This is a genomic window from Neobacillus sp. DHD-1R (genome assembly GCF_057747995.1).
In genome coordinates, this window is record NZ_CM173232.1 from 1,659,554 (window position 1) to 1,682,979 (window position 23,426).

The 23,426-nt window shown below is 37.2% G+C and carries 31 protein-coding genes; 25 read left to right on the plus strand and 6 right to left on the minus strand.

Annotated elements, in window-relative coordinates; all coding sequences use genetic code 11:
• Nucleotides 1-231 precede the first annotated feature (231 nt).
• The 7 genes from cyoE (at nt 232) to AC3ANL_RS07975 (ending at nt 6,811) form a co-directional block, all read left to right on the plus strand.
• Entirely contained in the window at nt 232-1,170 is a 939-nt protein-coding gene (gene cyoE / locus AC3ANL_RS07945; RefSeq protein WP_488328690.1) for a heme o synthase, read from the plus strand.
• Between the two features lie 112 nt (nt 1,171-1,282).
• Nucleotides 1,283-2,338: a cytochrome c oxidase subunit II gene (gene coxB / locus AC3ANL_RS07950; protein ID WP_488328691.1), complete on the plus strand. Its 1,056-nt coding sequence runs from the start codon at nt 1,283-1,285 to the stop codon at nt 2,336-2,338.
• 31 nt (nt 2,339-2,369) lie between these two features.
• Nucleotides 2,370-4,235 (plus strand): cytochrome c oxidase subunit I, encoded by a 1,866-nt coding sequence (gene ctaD, locus AC3ANL_RS07955; RefSeq protein WP_488328692.1) that lies wholly within the window; start codon nt 2,370-2,372, stop codon nt 4,233-4,235.
• Nucleotides 4,235-4,861, plus strand: coding sequence for a cytochrome (ubi)quinol oxidase subunit III (locus AC3ANL_RS07960; protein WP_488328693.1), 627 nt, complete (start codon nt 4,235-4,237; stop codon nt 4,859-4,861). The genes ctaD and AC3ANL_RS07960 overlap by 1 nt, the downstream gene beginning before the upstream one ends.
• A gap of 1 nt (nt 4,862) precedes the next feature.
• On the plus strand, nt 4,863-5,198 hold the full coding sequence (ctaF, locus tag AC3ANL_RS07965; protein WP_488328694.1) for a cytochrome c oxidase subunit IVB: 336 nt from the start codon (nt 4,863-4,865) through the stop codon (nt 5,196-5,198).
• Between the two features lie 140 nt (nt 5,199-5,338).
• Complete coding sequence (gene ctaG / locus AC3ANL_RS07970) at nt 5,339-6,247, plus strand: cytochrome c oxidase assembly factor CtaG (RefSeq protein WP_488328695.1); 909 nt, start codon at nt 5,339-5,341, stop codon at nt 6,245-6,247.
• A 99-nt stretch (nt 6,248-6,346) separates the two neighbouring features.
• On the plus strand, nt 6,347-6,811 hold the full coding sequence (locus AC3ANL_RS07975; RefSeq protein WP_488328696.1) for a DUF420 domain-containing protein: 465 nt from the start codon (nt 6,347-6,349) through the stop codon (nt 6,809-6,811).
• Nucleotides 6,812-7,044: 233 nt separating this feature from the next.
• Here AC3ANL_RS07975 and AC3ANL_RS07980 read toward each other — a convergent pair whose 3' ends face one another.
• Nucleotides 7,045-7,404 (minus strand): YugN family protein, encoded by a 360-nt coding sequence (locus tag AC3ANL_RS07980; RefSeq protein WP_488328697.1) that lies wholly within the window; start codon nt 7,402-7,404, stop codon nt 7,045-7,047.
• Nucleotides 7,405-7,597: 193 nt separating this feature from the next.
• Between AC3ANL_RS07980 and AC3ANL_RS07985 the strand changes: the two genes are divergently transcribed.
• Both AC3ANL_RS07985 and AC3ANL_RS07990 read left to right on the plus strand, forming a co-directional pair.
• Nucleotides 7,598-8,032 carry a CBS domain-containing protein gene (locus tag AC3ANL_RS07985; protein ID WP_488328698.1) on the plus strand — a complete coding sequence of 145 codons (435 nt, stop codon included), beginning with the start codon at nt 7,598-7,600 and terminating at the stop codon, nt 8,030-8,032.
• Between the two features lie 177 nt (nt 8,033-8,209).
• Complete coding sequence (locus AC3ANL_RS07990; protein WP_488328699.1) at nt 8,210-9,289, plus strand: CAP domain-containing protein; 1,080 nt, start codon at nt 8,210-8,212, stop codon at nt 9,287-9,289.
• Between the two features lie 46 nt (nt 9,290-9,335).
• Here the strand turns inward: AC3ANL_RS07990 and AC3ANL_RS07995 are convergent, their stop codons facing one another.
• A complete protein-coding gene (locus tag AC3ANL_RS07995; protein WP_488328700.1) occupies nt 9,336-9,695 on the minus strand; it encodes a hypothetical protein in 360 nt (119 codons plus the stop codon).
• A gap of 21 nt (nt 9,696-9,716) precedes the next feature.
• Nucleotides 9,717-10,199 carry a PaaI family thioesterase gene (locus tag AC3ANL_RS08000; protein ID WP_488328701.1) on the minus strand — a complete coding sequence of 161 codons (483 nt, stop codon included), beginning with the start codon at nt 10,197-10,199 and terminating at the stop codon, nt 9,717-9,719.
• A 173-nt stretch (nt 10,200-10,372) separates the two neighbouring features.
• On the opposite strand from AC3ANL_RS08000, the gene AC3ANL_RS08005 reads away from it, so the two are divergent.
• The 7 genes from AC3ANL_RS08005 to coaD all read left to right on the plus strand — a co-directional run bounded on the left by AC3ANL_RS08005 (nt 10,373) and on the right by coaD (nt 13,917).
• The gene (locus tag AC3ANL_RS08005; RefSeq protein ID WP_488328702.1) at nt 10,373-10,783 is read left to right on the plus strand and encodes a YlbD family protein; all 411 of its coding nucleotides are present in this window, start codon (nt 10,373-10,375) and stop codon (nt 10,781-10,783) included.
• Between the two features lie 18 nt (nt 10,784-10,801).
• Nucleotides 10,802-11,041, plus strand: coding sequence for a YlbE-like family protein (locus AC3ANL_RS08010; RefSeq protein ID WP_488328703.1), 240 nt, complete (start codon nt 10,802-10,804; stop codon nt 11,039-11,041).
• A gap of 104 nt (nt 11,042-11,145) precedes the next feature.
• On the plus strand, nt 11,146-11,595 hold the full coding sequence (locus AC3ANL_RS08015) for a hypothetical protein (RefSeq protein ID WP_488328704.1): 450 nt from the start codon (nt 11,146-11,148) through the stop codon (nt 11,593-11,595).
• Nucleotides 11,596-11,654: 59 nt separating this feature from the next.
• Nucleotides 11,655-12,092, plus strand: coding sequence for a YlbF/YmcA family competence regulator (locus tag AC3ANL_RS08020; protein ID WP_488328705.1), 438 nt, complete (start codon nt 11,655-11,657; stop codon nt 12,090-12,092).
• 113 nt (nt 12,093-12,205) lie between these two features.
• The gene (locus AC3ANL_RS08025) at nt 12,206-12,481 is read left to right on the plus strand and encodes a YlbG family protein (RefSeq protein WP_488328706.1); all 276 of its coding nucleotides are present in this window, start codon (nt 12,206-12,208) and stop codon (nt 12,479-12,481) included.
• A 368-nt stretch (nt 12,482-12,849) separates the two neighbouring features.
• Nucleotides 12,850-13,410: a 16S rRNA (guanine(966)-N(2))-methyltransferase RsmD gene (gene rsmD, locus AC3ANL_RS08030; protein ID WP_488328707.1), complete on the plus strand. Its 561-nt coding sequence runs from the start codon at nt 12,850-12,852 to the stop codon at nt 13,408-13,410.
• 12 nt (nt 13,411-13,422) lie between these two features.
• Nucleotides 13,423-13,917, plus strand: a complete 495-nt coding sequence (coaD, locus tag AC3ANL_RS08035) for a pantetheine-phosphate adenylyltransferase (RefSeq protein WP_488328708.1) — start codon at nt 13,423-13,425, stop codon at nt 13,915-13,917.
• A 34-nt stretch (nt 13,918-13,951) separates the two neighbouring features.
• On the opposite strand, the gene ylbJ is transcribed toward coaD, so the two are convergent.
• On the minus strand, nt 13,952-15,124 hold the full coding sequence (gene ylbJ / locus AC3ANL_RS08040) for a sporulation integral membrane protein YlbJ (protein WP_488329682.1): 1,173 nt from the start codon (nt 15,122-15,124) through the stop codon (nt 13,952-13,954).
• On the opposite strand from ylbJ, the gene AC3ANL_RS08045 reads away from it, so the two are divergent.
• From AC3ANL_RS08045 to AC3ANL_RS08055, 3 genes are all read left to right on the plus strand, one after another.
• Nucleotides 15,069-15,272 carry a hypothetical protein gene (locus AC3ANL_RS08045; protein ID WP_488329854.1) on the plus strand — a complete coding sequence of 68 codons (204 nt, stop codon included), beginning with the start codon at nt 15,069-15,071 and terminating at the stop codon, nt 15,270-15,272. The two genes, ylbJ and AC3ANL_RS08045, sit on opposite strands and share 56 nt — an antisense overlap.
• Nucleotides 15,273-15,422: 150 nt before the next feature.
• Nucleotides 15,423-16,202: a patatin-like phospholipase family protein gene (locus tag AC3ANL_RS08050; RefSeq protein ID WP_488328709.1), complete on the plus strand. Its 780-nt coding sequence runs from the start codon at nt 15,423-15,425 to the stop codon at nt 16,200-16,202.
• An 8-nt stretch (nt 16,203-16,210) separates the two neighbouring features.
• Nucleotides 16,211-17,236 carry a SepM family pheromone-processing serine protease gene (locus AC3ANL_RS08055; RefSeq protein WP_488328710.1) on the plus strand — a complete coding sequence of 342 codons (1,026 nt, stop codon included), beginning with the start codon at nt 16,211-16,213 and terminating at the stop codon, nt 17,234-17,236.
• A gap of 19 nt (nt 17,237-17,255) precedes the next feature.
• On the opposite strand, the gene AC3ANL_RS08060 is transcribed toward AC3ANL_RS08055, so the two are convergent.
• The gene (locus AC3ANL_RS08060) at nt 17,256-18,470 is read right to left on the minus strand and encodes a nucleotidyltransferase (protein ID WP_488328711.1); all 1,215 of its coding nucleotides are present in this window, start codon (nt 18,468-18,470) and stop codon (nt 17,256-17,258) included.
• Nucleotides 18,471-18,709: 239 nt separating this feature from the next.
• Here AC3ANL_RS08060 and AC3ANL_RS08065 point away from each other — a divergent pair, with 239 nt between their 5' ends.
• The 4 genes from AC3ANL_RS08065 (at nt 18,710) to AC3ANL_RS08080 (ending at nt 21,119) form a co-directional block, all read left to right on the plus strand.
• A complete protein-coding gene (locus AC3ANL_RS08065) occupies nt 18,710-19,234 on the plus strand; it encodes a YceD family protein (RefSeq protein WP_488328712.1) in 525 nt (174 codons plus the stop codon).
• 83 nt (nt 19,235-19,317) lie between these two features.
• Complete coding sequence (gene rpmF / locus AC3ANL_RS08070; RefSeq protein ID WP_205179447.1) at nt 19,318-19,491, plus strand: 50S ribosomal protein L32; 174 nt, start codon at nt 19,318-19,320, stop codon at nt 19,489-19,491.
• Nucleotides 19,492-19,644: 153 nt separating this feature from the next.
• Nucleotides 19,645-20,403 carry an enoyl-CoA hydratase/isomerase family protein gene (locus tag AC3ANL_RS08075; RefSeq protein ID WP_488328713.1) on the plus strand — a complete coding sequence of 253 codons (759 nt, stop codon included), beginning with the start codon at nt 19,645-19,647 and terminating at the stop codon, nt 20,401-20,403.
• 86 nt (nt 20,404-20,489) lie between these two features.
• On the plus strand, nt 20,490-21,119 hold the full coding sequence (locus AC3ANL_RS08080; RefSeq protein WP_488328714.1) for an RsfA family transcriptional regulator: 630 nt from the start codon (nt 20,490-20,492) through the stop codon (nt 21,117-21,119).
• A gap of 35 nt (nt 21,120-21,154) precedes the next feature.
• On the opposite strand, the gene AC3ANL_RS08085 is transcribed toward AC3ANL_RS08080, so the two are convergent.
• On the minus strand, nt 21,155-21,628 hold the full coding sequence (locus AC3ANL_RS08085) for an N-acetyltransferase (protein ID WP_488328715.1): 474 nt from the start codon (nt 21,626-21,628) through the stop codon (nt 21,155-21,157).
• 246 nt (nt 21,629-21,874) lie between these two features.
• Here AC3ANL_RS08085 and AC3ANL_RS08090 point away from each other — a divergent pair, with 246 nt between their 5' ends.
• Together AC3ANL_RS08090 and AC3ANL_RS08095 are read left to right on the plus strand one after the other, a co-directional pair.
• Entirely contained in the window at nt 21,875-23,209 is a 1,335-nt protein-coding gene (locus AC3ANL_RS08090; protein WP_488328716.1) for an acetyl-CoA carboxylase biotin carboxylase subunit, read from the plus strand.
• Nucleotides 23,206-23,418, plus strand: a complete 213-nt coding sequence (locus tag AC3ANL_RS08095) for a biotin/lipoyl-containing protein (protein ID WP_488328717.1) — start codon at nt 23,206-23,208, stop codon at nt 23,416-23,418. Before AC3ANL_RS08090 ends, AC3ANL_RS08095 begins: the two co-directional genes overlap by 4 nt.
• Nucleotides 23,419-23,426 lie beyond the last annotated feature (8 nt).

Here is a 23,426-nt window from a genome sequence, read left to right on the forward strand (position 1 = left end):
AATTATTCAAAAAAAGTTCACAAAAACACCAAAAAATGTGATTTAATATACAGAGAAAGTGTTTTAAAATCACTTGAAAATAAACTAATCATCCTCTTAGTCTTTGAAATAGGAGATAACGAAGGACTTATTCGTAATATCTTTCTAAAGTAAACAGTTGACTAAAATTATGGGTGTATTGATATTTGTTGATTGGTGAATATTTGTTAGTAAGGATTAGGAGGAATAATAATGTCCAAACCAAAGGTTTATGGAGGACCGGCCATAGAGAATGGTGTTGCAAGTCTTAAACCAGCAATGGAAAATACTACGTTCTGGAAAGACTTAATGGCTCTAATTAAAATTGGAATCGTTAATTCCAATTTAATTACCACATTTACTGGACTTTGGCTTGCTCTTCACTTTTCTGGCCAAAGCTTTTTAAATAATTTAGATATTATATTTTTTACCGTCGCAGGTTCTTCCCTGATTATTGCTGGATCATGCGCCATCAATAATTATGTTGATCGGGACATTGATCCTTTGATGGAAAGAACCAAATCAAGACCAACTGTTACAGGAAAGATTTTACCTGTAAAAGTTTTAGCTTTAGGGATTATTCTTATAGTGCTGGGAACTCTTTGTTTGTTCCTTACTACCATGACTGCAACAGTAATTGGACTGCTTGGAGTTTTTAGTTATGTTTTTCTCTATACATTATGGTCAAAGCGAAAGTTAGTTTCAAACACGATTATTGGAAGTATATCTGGAGCAGTACCACCACTTATTGGCTGGGCAGCTGTTGATGCTAACCTAGATATCATGGCTTGGGCCTTGTTTGTCCTAATGTTTGTTTGGCAGCCCCCCCATTTTTATGCTCTTGCAATGAGAAGGGTTAATGAATACAGAGCAGCCGGAGTTCCAATGCTTCCTGTGGTAAAGGGTTTTAAAACAACAAAAATCCACATTTTAGTCTGGGTTGCACTACTCTTACCAATTCCATTTTTTCTTACCAAATTAGGAATCCCATTTCTGATTCTAGCAACCGTTTTAAATATTGGGTGGCTGGTGTTAGGGATTTATGGATATAGGATCAAAGATGACATTAAGTGGGCAAAACTAATGTTTGTTTATTCTTTGCAATATTTAACTATTATTTTTGTAGCAATGGTAATCGTTACATTGATTTAGTTTTGCTTACGATTCTTTTTTAGTTTTATTAACTAGAAAAGAATCTCTACATACTTCTTTGACCAAACATTATTATTAGAATTTATTAGTGAAAGAGGGGTTTGATTAGGCTATGAAAAGGCTTGCAAAGTGGCGCTTGGTATCGTTATTTGCGTTATTAGCGCTTGTACTCTCCGGATGTGGTAAACCATTCGTTTCAGCGTTAAAACCTGCCGGTGAAGTTGCAGACATGCAATATGATTTAATGAAGTTAAGTACTTATGTCATGGTAGGGGTAATCCTAGTAGTAGTAGTTATTTTTATTTTGGTATTTGTTCGTTTTAGAAGAAAGGATGATAAAATACCTAAACAAGTAGAAGGAAGTCACAAATTAGAAATTATTTGGACAGCCATTCCTATACTATTACTTTTAATCCTGGCAGTTCCGACTGTTGCAGCAACCTTTAAGCTTGCTGATGTGGGACCAATGGATAAAAAAGATTCAAAAGCACTTGTTGTTAATGTTAGATCGCATTTATATTGGTGGGATTTTGAATATCCTGGCCAAAAAATTGTAACCAGTCAGGAATTAGTGGTACCTACAAATGAGAAAGTTTATTTTAATTTAAAATCTATGGATGTAAAACACTCATTTTGGATTCCAGCTGTTGGTGGAAAGATGGATACTAACACTGATAACATTAACAAATTCTGGTTGGAATTTGATGATAAGCGTTCAAATGAAGCAGGAAATCTATTTTATGGGAAATGTGCTGAACTTTGCGGTCCATCACATGCTCTAATGGATTTTAAAGTAAAAGCCATGAGTCGAGACAAATTTGACGATTGGGTTACTGCTATGCAGAACGTTAAAGAACCGCAAAAAGCTAAAACTGATGTAGCTGCGCAAGGTCAAGAAATCTTTAATCAAAGCTGTATTGGCTGTCATGCAGTCACACCTGCTAATAAAATGCCAGATACTGCTCGTGTAGCACCGAACTTAACAAACTTTGGTGACAGATCACGTGTAGCCGGTATTCTAGATCATAATAAAGATGAATTGAAAAATTGGATCAAAAATCCTGAGACCTATAAACCAGGTAATATGATGACTGGTAAATATAATCTTACCGATGATCAAATTGATAAAGTTGCAGAATATTTAATGGGCTTAAAGGTTCAGGAATAAAAGGGGAATTTGTTGAAAGGGAGGTAAAATTGTGAGTACCATTGCTCAAAAAAAAGGATTTGGCGCAACAGTATGGGACTTTTTAACAACAGTTGACCATAAAAAAATTGCCATCCTATATATGATTGCAGGTGGATTTTTCTTCTTAGTTGGCGGACTTGAAGCTGTTTTTATCCGCATCCAGCTTGCAGTACCAAATAATGATTTTGTTAGCGCAGGTGCATTTAATGAAATTATCACAATGCACGGAACAACCATGATTTTCTTAGCCGCAATGCCGCTTTTATTTGGTTTTATGAATGCGGTAATGCCATTACAAATAGGTGCGCGTGACGTTGCCTTTCCATTTGTAAACGCATTAGGATTTTGGTTATTCTTCTTTGGTGGAATATTCCTAAACCTTTCATGGTTTTTAGGTGGAGCGCCTGATTCGGGGTGGACATCATATGCTTCACTTGCTTTACATTCAAAGGGGCATGGAATTGATTTTTATGTACTAGGCCTGCAGATTTCTGGTCTTGGTACCTTAATTGGTGGTATTAACTTTCTTGTTACCATTATAAATATGCGTGCTCCGGGTATGACATACATGAGGATGCCATTGTTCACTTGGACTACATTTGTTGCATCTGCCTTAATTTTATTTGCATTCCCTCCATTAACTGTTGGTTTGACTTTGATGATGTTTGACCGTATGTTTGGAGGTAATTTCTTTGATGTTACAATGGGTGGTAACACAGTTATTTGGGAACATTTATTCTGGATTTTCGGACACCCTGAAGTTTATATCTTAATCCTTCCTGCTTTTGGTATTTTCTCTGAAATCTTTTCGATTTTTTCAAGAAAACGTCTTTTCGGTTACTCGTCAATGGTGTTTGCAACCGTGTTAATTGGATTCTTAGGCTTTATGGTTTGGGCTCACCATATGTTTACAACTGGTCTCGGACCTGTTGCAAATGCCATTTTTGCCGTTGCAACAATGGCAATTGGAGTACCAACAGGAATTAAGATCTTTAACTGGCTTTTCACCATGTGGGGTGGAAGTGTTAAGTTTACGACTCCGATGTATTATGCTTTTGGTTTTATCCCAACCTTTACTATGGGGGGAGTAACCGGGGTAATGCTTGCCGCCGCTGCTGCAGACTATCAATATCATGATACGTATTTTGTTGTCGCACACTTTCACTACGTTATTGTTGGTGGTGTTGTCCTTGCTATCTTAGCGGGAACACATCTTTGGTGGCCAAAGATGTTTGGAACAATGTTAAACGAAACTTTAGGAAAAATTACCTTCTGGTTCTTCTTCATTGGTTTCCATTTAACATTCTTTATTCAGCACTTCTTAGGTCTATGGGGTATGCCGCGTCGTGTCTTCACATACCTTCCGGGACAAGGGTTTGAAGCTGCCAACTTAGTAAGCTCAGTTGGAGCAGCATTTATGTCCATTGGTGTTCTTGTTATTCTATATAACATAATCATGACCTCTGTTAAAAATGTTAAAGTTGGCAATGATCCATGGGGAGACGGTAGAACACTTGAATGGGCAATACCTTCACCACCTCCATTTTATAACTTTAAACAACTTCCGCTTGTTCGCGGCTTAGATGCTTATTGGATTGAAAAAATGGAAGGTAAAAAAGGGATGACACCGGCAGAACCCTTGGGAGATATCCATATGCCAAATTCTTCCTTCATACCATTTATGATTGCTGTCGGTTTGTTTATTGCCGCATTTGGTGCCATGTATCACGTTGATAAAGTATCATGGGCGCTGCCAGTTATGATTATTGGTTTATTGATCACTTTTGGTTCTATGTTCTTGCGTTCAATTAAGGACGATCATGGATTCCATATTCATAAAGAAGAATTACAGGATGAAAAGGGGGCTAAGGCATAATGAACGTTGAAGAAAAAATGACGTTAGAAACATGGCCTGCAGAGCCGGAGAAATCTACCCTTGAAGCAAAAAATAAATTTATAGGTTTTTGGTTATTCTTAGGGGGAGAGACAGTCTTATTCGCCTCTCTCTTTGCAACCTATCTAGCATTGAAAGATAAGGTTCCAAATACAAATATGCACTTGGCTAAGGATTTGTTTGAATTACCACTTACATTTGTGGCGACTATGCTGTTATTAACAAGTTCAATCACAAGTGTATATGCTATGTACCACATGAAGAATTTTGCCTTTAAGAAAATGATGATTTGGCTTGGCATTACCGTAGTTTTAGGTGCGGGTTTCTTGGCCAGTGAGGTATATGAATTTACGAATTATGTTCATGAGGGGCATACATTTACTAGTAGTGCATTCGGTTCGGCCTTTTATGCACTTGTCGGCTTCCACGGCGGCCACGTAGCTTTTGGTTTGTGCTGGATCCTTACATTAATGATTCGTAACTCTAAACGTGGTCTTAGTCTTTATAATGCACCCAAATTCTATGTTGCCAGTTTATATTGGCACTTTATCGATGTAGTTTGGGTATTTATCTTTACCGTAGTATATTTGATGGGGATGGTGGGATAACATGACAAATCAGCCATTAAACTCAGGTAATCCAAGAGTTGACCTTGAATATCGCCGCAAAAAAAGTGCGGAAGAAATGCGTTATCAAGTTGTTTCCTTTACTTTAATGCTTTTCTTAACATTTGTGGCCTTCGCTGTTGTGGCTATGAAAGGAATGACGGAATGGTTTACGGTCCCATTTATCCTTTTATTAGCGGCAGTGCAAGTTGTTTTTCAGTTGTTTTACTTTATGCACATGAGTCATAAAGGGCATGAAGCGCCTACGTTATTTTTGTTCTCAGGGTTATTAGTAGGATTAATTACTATTTTGACATTTGTTACCATTATTTGGTGGTAGGAATAAAAAAAGAAAATCGGCGTTAAGCCGATTTTCTTTTTAGGTGGAGAAAGATAATTAGATGCAATTTTTTTGCATACTAAAAACTCTATGGATATAATAAAGACAAGTCTTTTACTATAAATTGAGGTGATAACAAGGTGCTTACAATAGATATCTTTGGTTTTAAAGCCCTTTGGAGCCCGTACTTTTTGTTTATTTTAATTGTCCTAACGGCTGCGTATTTTCTCATAACTATTACATTTCGATCAAAGTTCCAAGCTAGTGAGCCATTGACAGTAAAACAGGCGGCATTATTTTTGACAGCCATGATTTTAGTGTATGCAATAAAAGGTTCGCCGCTTGATTTAATGGGCCATCTATTGTTTTATATTCATGGGATTACAATGGTAATTTTAGTCTTTCTAATTCCTCCCTTGTTTATTCTATCGATTCCTTCCTGGCTATGGAGAACGATAATAAATATTAAGGTAATAAACAAAATCTTTACGTTATTAACGAAACCAGTTGTTTCAGTTATTTTATTTAATGGTTTCTTTTCTTTCTACCATATTCCCCTTGTTTTTGATCATGTGATGCAAAATCGATATTTGCATGGTGGATACTCGATCCTTCTATTTGTTTTAGCTATTGGTTTATGGTGGTCATTAATTAACCCGCTTCCAGAATATCAAACAATAAGTGGTATTAAAAAAGTAGCCTATATTTTTGGAAATGGTATCTTGATAACTCCTGCTTGTGCACTTATCATTTTTTCCAATTCGTCATTATATGCCACCTACCATGATCCGGAAGTCTGGGGACAGGCAATGAGCTTATGTGTGGGTTCATCTACATTTGCAAATTTAAATTTAAGTGGACCGGAACTATTTAGCTCAATGACCTTAGTTGAAGATCAACGGCTGGGCGGAGTGGTGATGAAAATTATTCAAGAAGTTATATACGCTGTGGTTTTAGCGCAGGTATTTTTTGAATGGTATCGTAAGGATCAAGAAGAATCTGAGCGTGAAATGAACAATCACAGCTTAAATCCTAAACTTATTGAATAAACTCCCATTCTACTGGGGGTTTTTTTAGTATATTATTTGAAAATACTAGGAAACTCAACTAAAATGAGGGTAGTATCTTTACTAAGAGAGGATAAACCAATGCATTCTATTCCAATTTTACCTACTATCAGTACTTCCTTTATTGTCTTAAGTGCGATCACTGTGGCAATTGGCTGGTGGCAAATTAAACAAAGAAAAATTGAAGCACACAAGAAAACAATGTTTGTTGCCGGCATTTTTGCACTTATCTTTTTTATCATTTATGCATCACGTACCATTTTTATAGGGAACACTTCATTTGGAGGACCGGAAGATATAAAGATTTATTATACGATCTTTTTGGTTTTTCATATTACATTAGCAACAATTGGAGCAGGTTTCGGAATCGCTTCTTTAACCACGGGTTATAAAAATAAGCTTTCTATTCATCGCAAACTCGGTCCGATCACAAGTTTTATTTGGTTCTTTACAGCTATAACTGGTGTTGCCGTGTATTTATTGTTATATGTGATTTATCATGGTGGAGAAACAACATCGATGATAAAAGCGATACTTGGGTTATAAGGAAAGCGCAAGCGCCCTGTTCAGCGGCGTATGGCCTGGAGCGCTCCAACTGAGATAAAGGAAACACGAAGAGCCGAAGGTGATTCGATGTTGACTTATCGTAGGGCGGAGAGCGAAGGACACTAGCCGCTAGGGCGCTGGAGCTAGACAATTCTCTAAGCCAACACTTATAAATTCTGATATTAAAAAAAGGAAGAGCGCAATGGAATTGGTCCAGCGCTCTTCCTTTTTACTTATAGTGCAAACTTACTGATTTCTTCACTTACTTGTTCAAGTATTTTATTACATTGATTTACAAGTGAAGTTGGGAAATTCTCACCCTCGCCATATTCGACGCCGTGCGGGTAGTAATGTTTACCTAAAAGTGGCGGTAACAATTGGATGATTGCCTTAAAGGTATCCACATCACCTTCAACCGAATAACCTTGAATACGGAGATAAAAAACCCCTTCTCTTAATTCAAATTTACGATCATATGTAACTCGATCATAGTCCCATTGACCTGCTCGAACTAAGCCGTGTTCATGCATAACCTCATCTAAACGGTTAATTTCGGCTTTAAATTTTTCAATTCCAGTATTGTCGAATTGCATTCATATTCCCTCCTATAACGATTGCCCTATCCCTATGTTTCTTATATGGTATTACAGCAAGTATAATTCATTTTAATAATAGTTGAAAATGTTGTAACTTGCAATCAATAGATTCAATCGTATAAAGCAAAACGGATTGGTAAAACCTATTTTATTGTTAAGGAAAATAAAATGGATTCTGGAGGTAAAAGGCATGGAAAAAATTCGTGATATTATGACCGATGACATTGAGTGTTGTACATTATTAGATAATATCTTTGAAGTGGCGGTTAAAATGAAGGAACAAAATGTAGGAGCTATCCCAATTGTTGATCAGGATAAACTTGTGGGCATGATCACTGACCGTGATATTGTCATTAGAGGAGTGGCAGAAAAACAACCAGGTTCAACTAAGGTCGAAGATATTATGAGCAGCACATTGGTAACGGTTAGCCCTGAGACGTCAAGTAGGGAAGCGGCTAAGTTAATGGCCGAACATCAAATTCGCAGATTACCTGTAGTTGAAAATGAAAAGTTAATTGGAATTGTTTCCCTTGGGGATTTTGCTATTCGGGAGTTAACGGATGATCAAGCAAAAGGAGCACTGACAGAAATATCCGAGCACAAAAGTAATGAAATTCAACATTAAAAATATTATATAAATATTGAAATTCCTCTAAGAAAACAGGTACAATTAGTACCTGTTTTCTTTATTAACTGTTTATTAATCAGACATTTTTGATAATGACTATTACTAAGTATGGTATAAATGATATAATTATTTTATCAATACATAAAATGATAGAAAATGGTATAGAGAGGGTGAATGCCTCTGCGAACACTTAGTAGAATTCTAATACTCTCAGTTGTTTTTTTAACAATTGGTTTTTATGTTAGTGTTAACGAAAACAATGAAAGTAAAGTGTTGATCAAGGAAGATCATCCGTTAGAAATGGACCAACACATGCTGCAGGGGACAAATAATGAAACAGGAAATAAAATAACTTTAGATAAACCCGGCGAAGGGTTAGCCTTATGGATTGGACAGGACGTCTCTAACTTAGAAAAAGAATTTGGAACACCTGCTAGAATCGATGAATCTCTGTATGGTTATCAATGGTATATTTATAATCAAACAAATAACCGCTATCTACAAGTTGGAGTTGAAAATAAAAAAGTTGTGACGATCTTTGCCATTGGGGAAACCCTTGATGTGGCTCCGTTTGAAATAGGACAGCCAGTTGAGGAAATATTTAATACTCAATTTTTTGAAACAAATATTAATCTTGAACTAAATGGAAATTCCTATCGTTTTGAATTAAATGATACTGATTTAAATCTTCGGCCTATGGTGCAACTAGGTGATATTTACGTCCAACTCTACATTGACAAGTTTACTGGTAACTTATCAAGCGTTCGGTTTCTTAATGCAGAAACACTTATAAAACAACGGCCCTATGAACTGGTTTATAGTGGTACGTTAATTGAGCCGCCTGTTCTGAGCGAGGATTTAAGAACCAGAATAGAAAATAGCACTGAACAGCAGATATTTGATATTTCGAATGTATTACGAAAAAGGTATAAATTAAAACCACTAATCTGGGATGAACAGACAGCAGAGGTCGCATACCAACATAGCAAAGATATGGCTGAAAACAATGACTTTTCCCATACATCCAAAAAATTCGGAGATCTTACCAATCGTTTAAAGACAGCAAAGGTCGTTTATCAAGCAGCCGGTGAAAATATTGCCGCCAACTATTCGGATGGACCTGCTGTAGTAGAGGGATGGATTAATAGTAAAGGACACAGAGAAGCATTATTGAATAAAGAGTATACCCATCTTGGAGTTGGAGTTTATCAAAAATACTTTACACAAAACTTCATTCAAAAATCGGAACAGTAAAGGTTCAAGTGTGGAATGTGCTGAAAAGGAAAAGGTGACGTAATTGTCACCTTTTTTTCTTTTCGTAATGGTTGAATACAAATTTGCTGCCATCCCAACTTCCGTAGACACGGAGGAGGTCGCCTGCAATGAATTCCTCTATTCTCACGTTTTTAGTAACAGGTGTTACTTTAATCGCGCTGATTAATTTTGTTGCCGTTTGCAGCTTAATTGTTTGAACAAAGAGGTATCGATGATAATAAAACTTCTGTTTTTCCCCCGAAACACTAGTAACTTCACCTGTAAGAATAGCTTCTTCCCGGACTTTTCCAGCGGATAGCCATTTCTTGTCCTGTTCTTTCATCTCTTTTCTTGTCAGCCAAAAAAAATACAGACAAATAATGGGGATAATTATGGCGGTAACCATAATGACTAAACGCCTCCAATTTTACTTGTTGATAATAAAAAAAGTACCGGTTGCATGGGCAATCTTTTTCCCATCGCTGCGGAAAGCCTCTCCGGATATTACCATCGTTTGGCTGCCTTTATGTATAATTTCAGCTTTGCACCGAAGTGTATCACCTACTCCTGGAGCAATATAATGGATATTAAGCTGACTTGTAACAGCACCAAAACCTTCAGGAAGCAATTTATTGGCCATAACGCCCATTGCCGTGTCGAGCACGGTTGCAGTGATCCCGCCGTGAACAATGCCTAGTGTATTTTCAATAACGGAATTAATAGGTATAGTTATTTCACAGGAATCCTGGCCAATACTTGGTTCCATATGAAGAATCCCATCAATAAAAGTACTCCTGATTCGATTAATCTTTTTTTGGACTCCTTCCAATAGGGTTTGCAATACCTGAAAATCTGTTTCTGATCCATTTTCAAGACATGATTCTAATAGTTGACGTAATTGCTCTTTCATTCTTTTACCTCTTTCATCGTTTTCTAGGTTGGAACGCCAAATAGTATACTATTGTAGTCATCTTACCACTTAGAAGCATAATTATAAATCATTTCACACGATTTGATTTCTCACCTTTCATCGTTTTCTACATATTGTATTAGTGGCGATTAATATGGGCAGAGGTGAGATATATGACGCAAAAAAAACTCCATCCTTCCGTCATCCAATTTAAAGAGTTTGTGAAAAATAACCCAAAGATTATAAAAGAAGTTCGGAATGGGAAGGCCACTTGGCAAGAGTTATATGAGGACTGGTACTTATTAGGGGAAGATGATAAACGCTGGGAATCGATCGGGGCAGAAAATAATCCAGAGGCTAAAACAACTAACGACTCAAAGGGAGATTGGATGTCCAATGTAATGGGCATGGTCAAAAAAATGGACCCCAATCAAGTACAAGGGCATATAAATAGTTTAAGTCAGGCGTTGGGCGCTATCCAGGGAGTCATTTCACAATTTCAGAGTGGTAATCCTAATCCTGCACAAGGTCAAATAAAACCACAAGAAGGGCCCAAGCATCCATTTTTATTCCGAAAAGACTAACATGAAGGGAACATTAGAATGAGAAAAGATGTATTGGAATATTTAGAACGTCAGAAAGATCTAAAACAATTTGTAAGGGAGCAGCCTCTCTGGTATCGGAAATTATCAAGGAATCCATATGATCTACAGGCGCTGGAAGTTGCATCCTTACACTATTATAAAAAAACAATACCTGATCAAGTAGAGAAGTTTTCAAATAGTGTCCAAATGGCATCCATGATGTACAACATGTTCCAAGCAATGAAGACACAAACCTAACAAGGGGACCACATTGAAATGGTGTGGCCTTTTTTAATGTAATTCGAAATGGAGACTAAAAAAGAAAAAGGAGGCGAACAATACATCATAAAGGAGTGATGGTTTTGAAGAAAATCTTACCATTTTATGTTCTGCTGTTATTAACGGCAGGAATTGCAGCTGGATGTCAGAGGGATTTACCAAAGCCAGAAACAAAGCAAAAAACCGTGTCGATTGAGGAAACAAGGGTTGTTTACCGTGACATTATTCCTGTTTATAATCAAGCATCAAAAGAATTCCCATCATTATTTGTCCGTCATGGGGTAAAAGGAAATCAAGTACTGGTTGAGTGTATATTAACAGGGATTAGTTTTCGAGCTGCTGATCATTCCAAACAAAAGATTGGAAAAATAATTGTGTGGATGGATGGAAAAAGAAAATCTGAGGTAACATCCGCTGCCTTTATTATTAAGGGTCTTTCTCCTGGACGGCATAAAATGAAACTTGAGGTTGTCAAATTAAGTAATGAGCCATACGGTTTATCCAAAGAGTTTATGGTAAATATCCCAAGATAAAGTGAAACTTTCGCTTTCTCACTATTTTCATGGTAAAATAGCTGTGGAGGTGAGCGTAAGTGCTTGCTACTTTAGAAAGAATTGAGCTACTTGAGCATGCAGAAGAATTAGCTAAGATGGTATTAGAGTCCGAAATAGCGGAACAATATCACATCTGTTTATATAATATGCAAACTAATAAGGAAACTCAGCAAAAGATCAATCGGTTTGTCAGCCTTAAAGAGCGTTATGAAGAGGTCCAACGGTTTGGAAAATACCATCCTGACTATAAAACAATCATGATGCAAATTCGGCAATATAAACGCGAAATGGATTTGGACCCAATTGTGGCTCAATTTAAGTTGGCAGAAAATGATTTGCAAGGTCTTTTGGATGAAATCAGTATGTTAATCGGCGGTTCCGTATCAGAACATATAAAAGTACCTACTGGAAACCCGTTTTTTGAAAGTAGTCATGGCAGTGGCTGTGGCAGCGGCGGAAGTTGTGGGTGCGGATGAAAATCAGCTTATCTTAAGCTGATTTCTTTTTTATGGAAAGTTTGAATTGAAATAGACCATTTTAATGTGCTAGACTTATGTAAAATGATGGTTTTGCTGAAGGGGAAAAAAGTATGTTTGTTCAAAGACAAGGTTTAGTAGTTTGGCTTTACTCATTAAAGCAAGCTAAAATGCTAAGGCGCTTCGGAAATGTTCATTATGTTTCAAAAAAACTGAAATATGTGGTTTTGTATTGTAATCAAGAAGAAGTAGAAGGAATTATGGAAAAGTTAAATTCTTTTTCATTTGTCAAAAAAGTAGAACCTTCGTATAAACCTTTCCTTAGAATGGAATATGAGAATTCATCACCAGATAAAGCGAAGGAATATGATTATAAAATGGGTATATGAAAAGGTGAGGGCTCGGGCCCTCACCTTTTAAAAAACAAAAAAAACCCTGCAGAAAATTCTGCAGGGTCCTTCTACATCCTCATTAAGGATAGAAGGCAAAGGGAGAGGAGAAACCGGAGGAAGAACTTATGGGGAAACGTAAGTCTTCTCCGCGGTTGGCAACAACATCCTCGAATTGATGTTGTTAATTACATTATTTCCACAACGTCCAAGCTTATACGTCTTTTTTATAAATTTTCAATTGAACAAATGATAACTGGTTGTAAAAAACAGCTGAAAGATAGACAGAACAGATTGTTTCTCTTTTATAAATTGTGGTAGGATGTATTAAGAAAAAATTATTTATGAAAAAATGTGGTGATACGGCAGTGAGAGTAGTTTCAGGTATATGCAAGGGAAGACCTCTTAAAGCTGTTCCAGGAAATACAACACGCCCTACAACGGATAAAGTGAAGGAAGCTTTATTTAATATGATTGGTCCCTATTTCGATGGGGGAATTGGGTTGGATTTATTTGCTGGCAGCGGGGGCTTAGGTATAGAGGCACTGAGCAGAGGCTTGGATAAAGTTATTTTTATAGATAGAGAATCAAAAGCTATACATGTCATCCAGGAAAATGTTAAAGCGTGTAAATTTGAAGAGAAAACGGAAATTTTTCGAAATGATGCAGAGCGAGCTTTAAAAGCACTTGTAAAAAGAGAAATCTGTTTTGATTACATATTTTTAGACCCACCTTACAAAAAACAACAGCTTGTTAATTTAATGGAAAAGATGGATGAACAAAATTTGGTGAAAACAAATGGAATCGTTGTTTGTGAACATAGCTTTGATGTAGAATTACCAATAACTGTAGGGAAATTTTCGCAAATTAAACATGAAAAGTATGGGATTATTGCTGTTACGATTTTTTCAAAATCCAGCAATGAGTGAGGGGGAGTCAATTTGGCTAGAATAGCTGTTTGTCCAGGAAGTTTTGATCCAATTACATATGGCCACTTAGATATTATAAAAAGAGGAGCCAAAGTATTTGATACTGTCTATGTGAGCGTTTTAAACAATTCATCTAAAAATCCATTATTCACCGTCGAGGAACGTATGAACCTTATTAAAGAGGTAACAAAAGATCTCCCGAACGTGAAGGTTGATGTACATTCAGGCTTACTTGTTGATTACGCTAAAGCTGTCAATGCCAATGCGATTATCCGAGGCTTGCGGGCTGTTTCCGACTTTGAGTACGAAATGCAAATTACTTCGATGAACAGGGTGTTAGATGAAGATATTGAAACCTTTTTTATTATGACAAACAGCCAATATTCCTTCTTAAGTTCGAGTATAGTAAAAGAAGTCGCAAAATATGACGGCAATATTTCATCCCTTGTTCCACCTATTGTCGAAAAAGAGTTGCACAAAAAATTCACGCAAGAAAAATTGAAATAAAAAGTTGAATAACCAAAAGAGTTAGGCAAATTGTCTAACTCTTTTTTAACCGAGTAAACAATATGACAATGTACACAAACAGTGCCATCAGCGTAATGAGCGGCCCCACTTCGATCATTTTATGGTAAAAATGATTTGCTGCCCATGCTCTATCTTCAAGAAAACCAACAGGTAAAGCAGTAGAAGGCTGTTCATTCCTATTAAAGCGAACGTAAAGCGGTTTCCACAAAAGTAAAGTAAAAATGCTGGCGAAAATCCCCTGTAAGATACGTGCAATAAAAAATGGTTTAAATCTGATATCTGTTTGGGCTAGGATACTGGCAACTTGTGCTTGAATACTAAAACCGCTAAAAGCAAGGATAAAACTGGTGATTACTGCTTTTTGCAGCAAGGTTGCATCTTGTACCTGACTGATTAGTTGGCTCCCAAGCGTGATTTCAAATATTCCCGATATAAACGGAATGCTTAACAAATCTGAGAATGACAATGAAGATAGTACAACGTCAATCAATTTTGCCAATGTCGCCGTTATATGTAAATGATAAAGTAATTTGTTAATCACAGAGAATAAAATAATGAAGCCGCCGATCATTAATAACGTTTGAATGGATGAATTAACGGCATCACCTAAAAGTTTTCCAATTGGCCGATTATCTTTTAGTCTTGTTTGATGGAGTGCAGACAAGGCTGTCCTGATTTTGAATTTTTTTCTTTTTTCTTTAGTTTCTTCTGGTGTTTCCTTTCCATAAAAACGCATGATAACTCCTACACATATATTGCCTAAATAATGAGCAGCAGCCAAAAGAAATCCTATTTTTGGATTATTAAAGAAGCCGACTGCTACTGCACCAAAAATGAATAATGGATTTGAAGAATTGGTGAAAGATACAAGCCTTTCCGCTTCAATTTTGGTTAGTTGTTCTTCTTGACGTAAGCGTGAAGTAAATTTTGCCCCGGCAGGCTGCCCAGAGGCCATGCCCATTGCCCAAACAAAGCCGCCTACACCCGGTACTTTAAACAGTGGTCTCATGAGGGGTTCTAACAACACACCAATGAACTTAACTACTCCAAAACCAATTAACATTTCCGATACAATAAAAAATGGCAGCAGAGAAGGAAAGACTATATTCCACCACATATTAAGGCCTCGAATGGATGCGTTAAATGACTCCTGGGGAAAAGAAATAAGTGAAGCAGCTAAAATGATGACGGAAACGGATAAAAAAACGGTTTTTAGTTTAGACCGAAACAATGAAGGGACCTCCTTCCATACGATTGTTCAAACTGTGCAAACCAATATTATCAATGCTAAAATAGAGATTATTCAATTAGGAATCTTCCTTATAGTTATCTAGCTCCAGCGCCTGAGGCCCAAGGGAATAAGTCAATAACTAAGCTTTTCTACTTGTCCTCATATAAATCAAATATACTCATAGAACAGCAATTTAGACCATAAGATTGAACGAGATTTCTCTTGATTTTTTATCACTAGGAGGTCAACAGTTATGGGGCAGCCAAAAATTGGTTTAGCACTTGGTTCTGGTGGTGCACGAGGGTTTGCTCATTTAGGTGTTATTATGGCGTTGAAGGCTGCGGGAATTCCGATTCATCTTATTGCTGGGAGCAGTATGGGGGCACTTGTAGCTAGTTTTTATGGGGCAGACATTGACTTAAATCGGTTATATAAATTATCGACTGCTTTTAAACGAAAGTACTTTTTGGATTTTACTGTTCCTAAGATGGGCTTTATATCAGGGAAAAAAATTAAAGAATTTATTAGGGTGTTTACCCATGGTAAGAATATTGAAGAACTCTCAATTCCGATTGGGATTGTGGCAACGGATTTATTGACAGGGGAAAAAGTCATTTTTCAATCAGGACCTGTGGCTGAAGCAGTCAGAGCAAGCATCTCTATCCCTGGAATTTTTGTTCCGGAAAAATATAATGGAAGAATTTTAGTGGATGGCGGCGTATCAGATCGTGTTCCTATTTCGGTTGTAAAAGATATGGGGGCTGATATTGTGATTGCGGTGGATGTTTCAAGAGTGAAACGGAATGCTGAAATTACCACTATTTATGATGTTATTATGCAGAGCATTGATATTATGCAAATAGAAATCATCAACAATAGAGAATCCTCAGCGGATATTATGATACGCCCGCCTGTTGAAATGTATAGCTCACGAGCTTTCACTAATATTGAAGAAATTATTAATGTGGGTAAAGAAGAAACAGAAAAACAAATAAAGCAAATAGCAGCGGTTATAGAACAATGGAAGGGGTAACACGAAAGATGCAAAAAAAATGGTATGCGGGGTTAGCACTGTTGTTGGCTCTTATTTTAATTGGCGGAATGTATTATACATTGCCTTATTATGTTTCGAAACCTGGAATGGCCAAAGAACTAGGGCCCATCATAACAGTTGAAGGCGGCGATAAAGATGAAGGTAACTTTATGCTGACAACCGTTAGAATGGGAAGAGCAAACATCTATTCTTATTTAGAAGCAAAATTGATTAAATATGAAGAACTTTATCCATTGGACTTGATCTTATCTAACAAGGAAACAGAGGAAGAATATAATGCCAGACAGCTTCACATGATGGCGGGATCTAAACTAAATGCGATTGACGTTGCCTACCGAAAGGCAGGATTGCCGATTCACTACAAATATAAAGGCATTTATGTTGTCCAGGTAGTTCCAGGAATGCCTGCAGAAGGAAAGCTTCAAGTAGGTGATCGCATCTATAAAGTAGATGGTTCCCCATTCTCTTCATCGGAAAAATTCATTGAATATGTTGGCAAAAAACAAGCTGGTGATCACGTCACCCTTACCTATTCAAGAAATAAAAAAACGGACACTGTTACCTTAAGTCTTCAGCAATTTAAAGAGGATCCGACAAAGATTGGGATAGGGATTTCACTCGTGGATGATAAGGATATTATTGTAGATCCAAAGGTAAACGTGAAGACCGACGCGATTGGCGGTCCATCTGCAGGACTCATGTTTTCTTTGGAAATCTATAACCAGTTAGCGGAAGGAGATTTAACGAAAGGATACCAAATAGCAGGAACAGGAACCATTGACGAAAAAGGGGTAGTGGGTCCCATCGGGGGAATTGAGCAAAAAATTGTTGCGGCTGACAAAGCAGGTGCTGAAATCTTTTTAGCTCCTAATGAAAAAGGGGCAAAGGATTCTAATTACCGGAATGCGATAAAAACGGCCAAGGATATTCATACCAACATGAGGATTATTCCAATTGATACATTTGATGATGCCGTTCAGTATTTAGAGGCACTGCCTGATAAAAAAAGATGATGCCAAAGCATCATCTTTTTTACTCTACAAATATGGGCGGCTGTTTATATTCTTGATTGATCATGGTATTTTTCAAGTGATTGGGGACACCTAATGCGTAAATTCGTGCCGCTTTAACATCAAGTTGAATCTCTTTTTCCTTGAAAGAAGATAGTTTAGAAACAATGGGAAGGTTAAAATCTTTTTTTCTCTTATTCAAATATTCTTTTCCTTTGCTGGTCATTCCTAAAAGTCTAATATAAGAGGCTTTATTCGAGTAGTTCATTATTTCTCTTTTTTTCGTATTCATTAAAATGTGAACGCATACTCTTTGCAGCCTTGTCCATGTATATCGTTTTGTTTTAATATTTCGCATAAATTCTCGAAAACTCGTTGACTTTCGTGCTGCAGCTAGTAATCTGTTCTCCAGCCCTTCTTCCACTTCATAAATTTCTCTTAGTTCATCCGGATTGGACTGCAGAAGACGAAATTGGAGATAGGTCCAGTAATTTTCCCATTGGTGAAAGACATGATAATGATCCAGATAGGCAGTTAATAATTGTTTTGTAGGTTCTGGTACATATTGGTCAATTTCCGTTTCACCAGCCTCATTCGAGAAAATGGCTTTTCGGATACTCGTCGCACTGGCAATTGTTTCAGAAGCAAAGTGCTCATCGTGATAGTCGGCATTTTTTCGGGCAATCGTCAATGGTTTAATGCTGCTTTTTTGCTGGTTTATTGCTTTTATGTATTCAAGGCCAAGGATATTATTGGGCTTTGTTAAATCTAAATATTGTTCTGAATTGGACAATTCACGAAAGGCTAAGGATTGAGCCTTTGGATAACTTACACCTGTGCCCATGAATCGCTTAATATTTTCATCAAGGGCCTGTTGCTGTTCTTCTAGATAATGAATGGTTTGTAAAAATGCAGAAAGATCGCCGCTCTCACTTCCGAAGCAGAGCGAATCACAGCATGCCGCATCTAGAATAGATACAGCTCCTTGTGCAAATGTTTCGGCCTTGTGGACTGCAAAACGATAGGGGAGTTCAAAAACGATATCAACCCCATTCAGTAATGCCATCTTTGTCCGATACCATTTGGAAACAAGCGCAGGTTCTCCTCTTTGTAAAAAATTACCACTCATGACAGCGATGACGATATCCGCATTAGTTGCTTCCTTTGCAGCCTTTACATGAAAGGCATGTCCATTATGAAAAGGGTTGTATTCGACAATTACGCCCACAGCTTTCATTTACGCTCTCCTTTTAGAAATTTAATAACATTATAGCAAAATTTTAAGGAAACTAATCAAATAATATGATAAGATGTTGTAGATGTTTGCAAAAAGCTTAACTGGATACACTATAATAGAAAAACTCATTTTAGTGAATTCATTTTAGCGAAAAAACACCTGACGAGGTGTAAAGAAAAAACATTGACAAAAATATTATCGAAGGCTATAATTACCTTTGTTGCCTTGGGGTGATTCAATTGAAATGGACATTAAGTCAATTACAGAAATATCGAAACAAGGATTTTTTAATTGATGAGATTATTCGAGTGGATGAGATCAAACAAGTTGATCCCACTATCCTTGATGTATCTCCGATGCATATTACGGGTCGGGGTGATATCGATTCAACGAAAGTGACATTCCATTTAAATATCGAAGGTCATTTAATACTTCCTTGTTCTCGTACTTTAGTGGATGTTAAACTTCCAATTAATGTCGAAACAACTGAAACTTTCCTCTTACAAGGTTCAGCGTATGAAACTGAAGAGGAAGCATATCAAGTTAAAGGCGATGTGATTGATGTTATGCCAATCATTCGTGAAATACTTTTACTTGAGGTTCCAATGCAAGTGTTTTGTGATGATGTAAACTCCGAAGAAGCGGCTCCGCAGTCCGGTAAGGATTGGGAAGTTATTCAAGGAGAGGACCAGTCCAAAAAGATTGATCCAAGACTAGCAGGACTTGCAAAGTTTTTTGACGAAAACAATTCTTCCGAATCATAATCGGCAAATCTAAGAAGCAAAGTGAAGAACCAGTATTCCTGGCCTTCATTACTTTCTTAATACTCTTTAAGGAGGTGGGAAGAATGGCTGTACCTTTTAGAAGAACTTCTAAAACTGCAAAAAGAAAGCGTCGTACTCATTTTAAATTAAACGTACCTGGTATGGTAAGTTGCCCAAACTGTGGTGAAATGAAACTTGCACACCGCGTATGTAAAGCTTGCGGAACATACAAAGGGAAAAACGTTGTTAACGACTAATTTCCGATAGGATAAAAAGCACAAGGAGCATTATGCCCTTGTGCTTTTGTCGTTTCTTCAAGGGATATCATTTACATAGATAACGATTGTTGATTTCAAACAGCAATTACACCCCTAGCTATACGAAAATTTATGGAAAAGAGGCGAGAAGACTTGTCATATAGGTTAGAAAAACGGGAGAAGGGTTATCTTTTATTCATGATCACGAGAAATGAAAAAAGAAACGCAATTAATTATGAGGTGATGGAAGGATTAGCAAAGGCAATAAAAAGGGCAAAGGAAGAAGATATAAAGGCACTCATTATTACTGGATTAGGGGACCATGCATTTTGTTCCGGAGGAGACTTGTCTGTATTTCATTCTCTGCACACCAAGGAGGAAGCTTACCAAATGCTTTCGAAAATGGCCGCTATTCTTTATTCACTGCTTACCCTACCAATTCCAACCGTTGCTCTCATTAATGGAACAGCTGTTGGCGGCGGTTGTGAACTTGCTGCTGCCTGTGATTTTCGGTTAGCACGGAAAGGGATAAAAGCAGGGTTTGTTCAGGGGAAACAGGCCATCACTACTGGCTGGGGAGGCGGATCCATCCTAGCTGAGAAACTTCCAGCAGCCAATGCGATGAAATTGTTAATGGAAGCAGAGCTGCAAACAGCTGAAGAATTAAAAGATGCGGGCTTTATTAACGCCATCTTCGAAAAGGACTCACTTCAGGCAGTTGAGACATTTATTGAAAAAATGATAGCAGTCGATTTGAGTGTGCTTAAGTCCTATAAACGAGTATGGACAAGAAAGTGGGAAGAAAACAAGCTGCTTGAGAGAATAGAGGAAGAAGTACAAAATTGTTCCCTATTATGGGAAAGCGAAGCACATCATAACTATGTAAAAACGTTTGTCAGTAAAAAACTGTGAATAAAGATTAAAAGACAACTTCTGTGGAAGTCTATCTTTTCTAGTAGATGCATATGTATTATAAAAACACTAGGAGGGATGAACAGATGTCACCCACACGACAAGATGCATGGTCGCAAGATGAGGATTTGTTACTTGCTGAAGTTGTACTAAGACACATCCGTGAAGGCGGAACACAACTCCAAGCATTTGAGGAGGTAGGCAAGCAATTAACGAGAACTTCAGCAGCTTGTGGTTTCCGTTGGAATTCATATGTAAGAAAACAGTATAAATCAGGAATTGAGCTGGCTAAGAAGCAACGTAAAGAATTAAAAAAACAAGAGGATCCAACTGGAGGAGAATCTATTCAACAGCCTGACAATGTGGAAAGTGCCCATTCCTCATCTGGCAGTGAACAGGAGGGAGCCATCACATTTCCGGCAGTTATTCATTTCTTAGAGGGACTTTATAAACAAGCGGAAGCCTCCTCTAATTTCGAAGAAGACAGACAACATTCCATCGAAAAAATCAAAGAGTTGGAAAAAAAGACATATTATTTAGCTGCGGAAAATGAAAGACTGGCAAAAAATTTAACGGCCATTGAAGAAGATTATCGTTCTTTAATTGAAATTATGGAGAGAGCCCGAAAAATGGTTGTTCTCCATGACGAGGATCGACAACAAAAAGTGAAATTTCAAATGGACAAAAATGGAAACCTAGAAAGAGTGGAAAAATAAAAAAGCGGACTTATTTATGTCCGCTTTTTACTATTTTATTGGTGCTGCGCTTCTACGCCCTCTGGATACCAGACTAATGGGTTTTCTCCACGATCTCGTTCCATATCATATTCAACATTGCTAAACCCCATTTTCTCCCAAAAGCTTCTAGATTGGACTCTTGGGTTTGTCTTTATTGGAAGTCCAAAGTTTTTAGCAAATTCAACTAGAGTGTTACCAAAGCCCTTGCCTTGATATCCTGGCAATACTTCGAGCTTCCATAACTCTAAATAGTTTTGCGGCGGATAGAAATAGCGGTCAAATTTAGCGTCAATTTGATATAAACTCATTCGTGCTACTAGTTTGTCCCCGAAATAAATTCCATAAAACGGTGACTCGTTATTATTATCTATCATATTTTCTTCAAGGTCCTCAAGCATAGATAATTCTTGAATCCCATATTCTTTAAATTCTTTAAACTCTTCTAATGTTTTAAAATTTATTTTTAGCTTTTCCACTTTTACAACCATTGTTTACCTCCTAAAAGAATGATAAGCTCATAACCATCGTATAAATTCAAGGAAATCTGAATAACATGAAAAGAATTGAATTAATTTTTCCATTATTCTAAATGGACTAATATCATTATATAACAAAAATACAAAAAGTTCCTCAAATTTACTTTAGGAAGCGTTTTCAAAATTTGCAGGAAATTCGAAGAATTATGTAGAAACATTATATCGATGGAACAAAAGGAATAGGAAAGGGGAAAAAATATGCAAAGAATTTTAATTGCCAATCGCGGAGAAATTGCCCTTCGAATTATTAGAACCTGTCACGAGATGGGGATTGAGACTATTGCTATTTATTCCGAAGCCGATAAGGAAATGCCTTTTGTAAAAGCTGCAACCAAGGCTATTTGTGTAGGGGAACCACCTGTTAACAAATCCTATTTACAAAGAGATAAGATTTTGGAAATAGCAAAACGTGAGCAAGTAGATGCTATTCACCCTGGTTATGGATTTTTGTCTGAAAACGCTGATTTTGCCAAACAGGTAATGATGGAAGGAATGATTTTTATTGGACCAAGGCCAGAAACCATTGAACTTATGGGGGACAAAATTGTTTCTCGCCAAACGATGGAGAAAGCCGGGGTTCAAGTTGTCCCTGGAAGCAGCAAGGGTTTAAAAACGATTGAAGAGGCATGTAACCTTGCTGAGACCATCGGCTATCCTATTATGCTTAAAGCAAGTGGAGGGGGCGGTGGAATCGGGATGGTCCTATGTGAAAATGAGCAAGCGCTCGTTAAATCGTTTGATTCAACGAGAACAAGAGCAATGGCCTATTTCGGTTCAAATGAAGTTTTTATTGAAAAATATATTGATAATAGCCGGCATGTGGAAGTTCAAGTTTTTGGAGACCAACATGGCAACCTGGTACACCTATATGAAAGGGATTGTTCCATTCAAAGAAGGCATCAAAAGGTAGTTGAAGAATCACCATCACCTTTTCTATCAGAGCAAGCCCGACATAAAATGTTTGAAACAGCGCTAAGGGCAGCTCGTGCTGTTAACTATACGAACGCAGGAACGATTGAATTCATTGTCGATAAAAATGAAAATTTTTACTTTCTGGAAATGAATACGCGTTTACAAGTGGAGCATCCTGTGACCGAAGCGATTACGGGACTGGATTTAGTAAAATGGCAAATTCAAATTGCTGCTGGTGAACGCTTACCTTCGATGCAATCGGAAATTTCTTCGACAGGAAACGCTATTGAATTCCGTCTTTATGCAGAGGATCCTGTTCGCTTTTTACCATCTCCAGGAAAAATTACCACGCTTCATTGGAATCAAAAAGAGGGAGTTAGAATTGATTCTGGCTATGATGAAGGTGGAACGGTAACACCATATTACGATCCGATGATTGCTAAATGCATCGTTTATGGGGAATCTCGTGAAAAGGCCCTTACTATAGCAAAAAGCTTTTTTACAGATGTAGAAATAGAAGGAATTAAAACAAATGTACCACTTTTTTTAAGTATTCTCGAGAATGCTGACTTTCAAAAGGGGTCATACACTACAAATTTTTTAAGGAGTGTAAAACTATGAAGGAAATTACATCATCAATGGCAGGTACCATTTTAAATATTTTCGTCGCAGAGGGGGACCAAGTCAAGCCAGAACAGGAAGTTATTATGTTAGAGTCAATGAAAATGGAGATTCCAATTGAAAGTGGAATAGAGGGTTTAGTCAGGGAAATAAAAGTAAGCATCGGTGATTTCGTAAATGAAGACGATGTTCTGCTCGTTTTAGAATAGTCATTCCG

Excerpts from the sequence above, each read along its gene's own strand:
- AC3ANL_RS08055 (WP_488328710.1), top strand. The coding sequence starts at position 16,211 with ATGCAAAAAAAATGGTATGCGGGGTTAGCACTGTTGTTGGCTCTTATT.
- AC3ANL_RS08095 (WP_488328717.1), top strand. The coding sequence starts at position 23,206 with ATGAAGGAAATTACATCATCAATGGCAGGTACCATTTTAAATATTTTC.
- AC3ANL_RS07980 (WP_488328697.1), bottom strand. The coding sequence starts at position 7,404 with ATGCAATTCGACAATACTGGAATTGAAAAATTTAAAGCCGAAATTAAC.
- cyoE (WP_488328690.1), top strand. The coding sequence starts at position 232 with ATGTCCAAACCAAAGGTTTATGGAGGACCGGCCATAGAGAATGGTGTT.
- rpmF (WP_205179447.1), top strand. The coding sequence starts at position 19,318 with ATGGCTGTACCTTTTAGAAGAACTTCTAAAACTGCAAAAAGAAAGCGT.
- AC3ANL_RS08060 (WP_488328711.1), bottom strand. The coding sequence starts at position 18,470 with ATGAAAGCTGTGGGCGTAATTGTCGAATACAACCCTTTTCATAATGGA.
- AC3ANL_RS08025 (WP_488328706.1), top strand. The coding sequence starts at position 12,206 with ATGTTTGTTCAAAGACAAGGTTTAGTAGTTTGGCTTTACTCATTAAAG.
- AC3ANL_RS08080 (WP_488328714.1), top strand. The coding sequence starts at position 20,490 with ATGTCACCCACACGACAAGATGCATGGTCGCAAGATGAGGATTTGTTA.
- AC3ANL_RS07960 (WP_488328693.1), top strand. The coding sequence starts at position 4,235 with ATGAACGTTGAAGAAAAAATGACGTTAGAAACATGGCCTGCAGAGCCG.
- AC3ANL_RS08090 (WP_488328716.1), top strand. The coding sequence starts at position 21,875 with ATGCAAAGAATTTTAATTGCCAATCGCGGAGAAATTGCCCTTCGAATT.
- AC3ANL_RS08050 (WP_488328709.1), top strand. The coding sequence starts at position 15,423 with ATGGGGCAGCCAAAAATTGGTTTAGCACTTGGTTCTGGTGGTGCACGA.
- AC3ANL_RS08000 (WP_488328701.1), bottom strand. The coding sequence starts at position 10,199 with ATGAAAGAGCAATTACGTCAACTATTAGAATCATGTCTTGAAAATGGA.
- ctaF (WP_488328694.1), top strand. The coding sequence starts at position 4,863 with ATGACAAATCAGCCATTAAACTCAGGTAATCCAAGAGTTGACCTTGAA.
- AC3ANL_RS07995 (WP_488328700.1), bottom strand. The coding sequence starts at position 9,695 with ATGGTTACCGCCATAATTATCCCCATTATTTGTCTGTATTTTTTTTGG.
- AC3ANL_RS08010 (WP_488328703.1), top strand. The coding sequence starts at position 10,802 with ATGAGAAAAGATGTATTGGAATATTTAGAACGTCAGAAAGATCTAAAA.
- coxB (WP_488328691.1), top strand. The coding sequence starts at position 1,283 with ATGAAAAGGCTTGCAAAGTGGCGCTTGGTATCGTTATTTGCGTTATTA.
- AC3ANL_RS08005 (WP_488328702.1), top strand. The coding sequence starts at position 10,373 with ATGACGCAAAAAAAACTCCATCCTTCCGTCATCCAATTTAAAGAGTTT.
- AC3ANL_RS07990 (WP_488328699.1), top strand. The coding sequence starts at position 8,210 with ATGCCTCTGCGAACACTTAGTAGAATTCTAATACTCTCAGTTGTTTTT.
- AC3ANL_RS08085 (WP_488328715.1), bottom strand. The coding sequence starts at position 21,628 with ATGGTTGTAAAAGTGGAAAAGCTAAAAATAAATTTTAAAACATTAGAA.
- AC3ANL_RS07985 (WP_488328698.1), top strand. The coding sequence starts at position 7,598 with ATGGAAAAAATTCGTGATATTATGACCGATGACATTGAGTGTTGTACA.
- AC3ANL_RS07975 (WP_488328696.1), top strand. The coding sequence starts at position 6,347 with ATGCATTCTATTCCAATTTTACCTACTATCAGTACTTCCTTTATTGTC.
- AC3ANL_RS08045 (WP_488329854.1), top strand. The coding sequence starts at position 15,069 with ATGGATGCGTTAAATGACTCCTGGGGAAAAGAAATAAGTGAAGCAGCT.